4 protein-coding genes are annotated in these 2857 nt (G+C 36.3%); 2 read left to right on the top strand and 2 right to left on the bottom strand.

Translation table 11 applies throughout. The features are described from left to right. Positions 1-232 (top strand): hypothetical protein (locus BAU28_RS30685; protein ID WP_208610966.1); only part of this gene is annotated, 232 nt, incomplete at its 5' end. 328 nt (positions 233-560) lie between these two features. Here the strand turns inward: BAU28_RS30685 and BAU28_RS09100 are convergent. Together BAU28_RS09100 and BAU28_RS09095 are read right to left on the bottom strand one after the other, a co-directional pair. Further along, positions 561-1088 (bottom strand): hypothetical protein, encoded by a 528-nt coding sequence (locus BAU28_RS09100; RefSeq protein ID WP_071718387.1) that lies wholly within the window; start codon positions 1086-1088, stop codon positions 561-563. A gap of 117 nt (positions 1089-1205) precedes the next feature. Beyond that, entirely contained in the window at positions 1206-1934 is a 729-nt protein-coding gene (locus BAU28_RS09095; protein WP_071718386.1) for a hypothetical protein, read from the bottom strand. 699 nt (positions 1935-2633) lie between these two features. On the opposite strand from BAU28_RS09095, the gene BAU28_RS09090 reads away from it, so the two are divergent. Further along, positions 2634-2857 (top strand): hypothetical protein (locus tag BAU28_RS09090; RefSeq protein WP_208610965.1); only part of this gene is annotated, 224 nt, incomplete at its 3' end.

Raw genomic sequence — 2857 nt, 5'->3', positions numbered from 1 at the left:
AGACATCGGTCTTCCCTTCGGGTTGCCCCGATGGAAATGGCGTTTTGTTTCCAAAACTGTTTTTCCTGATTACATAGTATGCAAGAGTTTCAGTTTGGTTCCTAAATTATTAAATAATTCTTTTTTATGGTTTTGTTTTTTGGTTGAAAGCAAGTTCGGAGTGATAAAATCAAAAATAAATGAGAGAAATAAAGTTCGAAATGAAGGAAGGATTCGAGCAAGTAAACAGTAGACTTAATATGGCTTGGTTTGAAGGTGGTTTACTTTATAAAAGATAGAAATGCTATGTATAGAATGAGTCAATTCCTTGGAGTGTTAGCAGACCGAAGGGAGCATAAGGAATGGAAAGGACTTTGACCCATTCACTATGCCCGAACCCTCTTACTCTCCTCCAAACAATGAGTTTTGGGAACGCCTACTCGCGATGAAAAAGTTTTTGGGGTTCCCTTTTTGAAAAAAGGCAAGGTCTTGAGGTTTTTCATGCGGTAGCATGAATAGGCCATATCAACAAGTGGACGCTAGACAGGATGAGTGTAAATAAATATTAATTAGAAATTTTTTTATTCTCCAAATAACCAAGAAAGAAAACGTTTACGGGTTATTTTTTCTTTCTCTAGGGTATCTGTTCCTATACTCATATTTTTTTTATTTATTTCAAGTAAAGCGTTCTCTATATAGGATTGTTGCTTTTGTAGCAAGGATTCATAGTGTTTTTGCTGTTCATTTATTTGTTGGAGTAACTCTTGATTCATATGTCTTAGTTTTAGAAGAACTTGTCTATCTACCGGATTAAAGGAATTTTCATTGTTCTGATCCTGTTTTTTAGTAGTAGCATTACTATTAGAAGTTTCATCTATTAATAATACTTTGTTCGCCGCGGCCTCAAGTGACATTCCAGTTTTGGCAAGGGTTAGGAAACTACGAAGTAAGAGAATATCATTATCTCGAAAGCTATACTGATTTTGCTCAGTTTTTGTAAAAGTGTAGCCTCGTTGTTCAAATTCTTGGCACATCGTGTTTAATGTATTATTATCAATTTTAAGAAGCTTACGTACTTCTTTATCCAAGTAAAAACTATTGTTGTCCACTATTCTTCTCTCCTGTTCTAATAGAGCTTCTTTTCAACGAATGACCTAAGAAAGACTAATACAAAAACTAGGGAGATTAGCAAAATTTAGCTATCTCCCTAGTTTTTACTATTACTATTAACTACATGGTGGGCATGGTCCGTTCGGAGGACATGTCGGTAATGGACTTTGTACAGCTCGAACTACTTTCTTCAACACTTTAAAAGCCGCTTTGACTATCACCAGTTTTGTGATAACTACAAGACCAAGCGAGTTAACTGAAGTTCCATTGACAAGACAAGTAGTTGAACCTTCTGTATCAATCACTTGTTCGAAGATACAATCAGTTGGAAGAACTCCACACGCTTCTTCTTCTTCTTGGATCGTCAGTGCGATAAGGGTACAACCCATGGTGCCAGCTGGAATGGTCACCGTGAGTTTTGTACCTGCAGGTAATAAAGAAACAGTCAGCATGAGCGTAAGCTCGCTAGTAGTTCTAACAGTAACAGAAGCAGTAACATCTCCACAATTAATAATCTTGTCCCGAAGTAAATGACCTTCTAGTCGCGGAGTCGAGGAAACGCATGCATCAAATGCCACTTTGTCTTCACTGGATAAAGCATCTAGAACTATTTTAACCAATGCAGCCAATTCGGCTACAGGTATTGTACCAATTCCAGCAGCAGTAGCAGCAGCCTGAATTAGAACACCAATTTGGGTAGTAAGAACTGTTGAAATGAGATTCGCTTCAGGAATTCTCGCTTCTCCAATTTTCTGAGCACAGTTTTCAAAAACTAAACAGTTAGTGAATTGTAAAGGGGTCCTCATAATAGAGGGACACGTTAAATCATTGATCATTTGTGTCAAGAGAAAACACAACCTTTCTTTAATAAAAGCTTTTATTGTAAAGTTTCAAATTAAAACTTGTCTTTACAATTTTATTTTTATGAAAAAAGTTGTCCAATTGATTGTTATAAATTACTATTTTTTTAAAAATGTATATATAACTAGAAGAACTAGTAGAACTAGGCATGCGTTAGTTACATAAGAATCAAAAAATGACCCTTGGAAGGTCATTTTTTTGATTGCCGATAAGCGTATTTATGTAAACTTGTTCCTTTCCCCCTTGTTTTAGGGAAGAGATTGGCTAGTCGTGTGGGGGATAAACCCCACGAAATAGCGTAACTAAAATTAGATTAAAGAAATATTTATGAACGGTAGCTCTGTCGGCTTGGCGAAAGTCCTACCCCTGCCGAATTTCGGAATGCAAGGAGAAAAGCCCTTATATAGAGAATGAGAAGAAAGAGACTTTAAAAAGTGTAAAAAAACTAGATATATCAAAGGGTTTAGAGTTTTTTGTCTATGGTTAAATTACCACGAACAAAATAAAAAAAATCGTAGAGGACTCTATCAAAATATTTGCTACCGATAATGTTACGTTATGTTAACCGAATATGAATAGACTATTCATTAAATTTTAGTACTTTATATACAACTTGTGCAATAAATTAGTAATATGTGGTTGAATTTTAGTTATTTAAAAATATAACTTAAGGAGGAAATCAAATGGCTAATTTAGTTGGTGACTCTAATAATTCAAATGTTCCTGCCGTAAGCGGTACAAACACTGCTGGTGGACGAGGTGTGGCTGGATTCAGCGACACTGGACAAGCTGTCTACGGTGAAAGTAAGGAGCAAGCTGGTGTCGTCGGTGCCAGCCAAAATTTTATAGGAGTATGGGGAGAAAGCCAGAGCCAGGACCAGCCTGGCGTTTTCGGAAGAAGTCAAAA

The sequence above is a fragment of the Bacillus paramycoides genome (assembly GCF_001884235.1).
Taxonomy (GTDB): domain Bacteria; phylum Bacillota; class Bacilli; order Bacillales; family Bacillaceae_G; genus Bacillus_A; species Bacillus_A paramycoides.
Note: the sequence above shows the minus strand (reverse complement) of the source record. Positions and strands in the feature narration are given on the sequence as shown.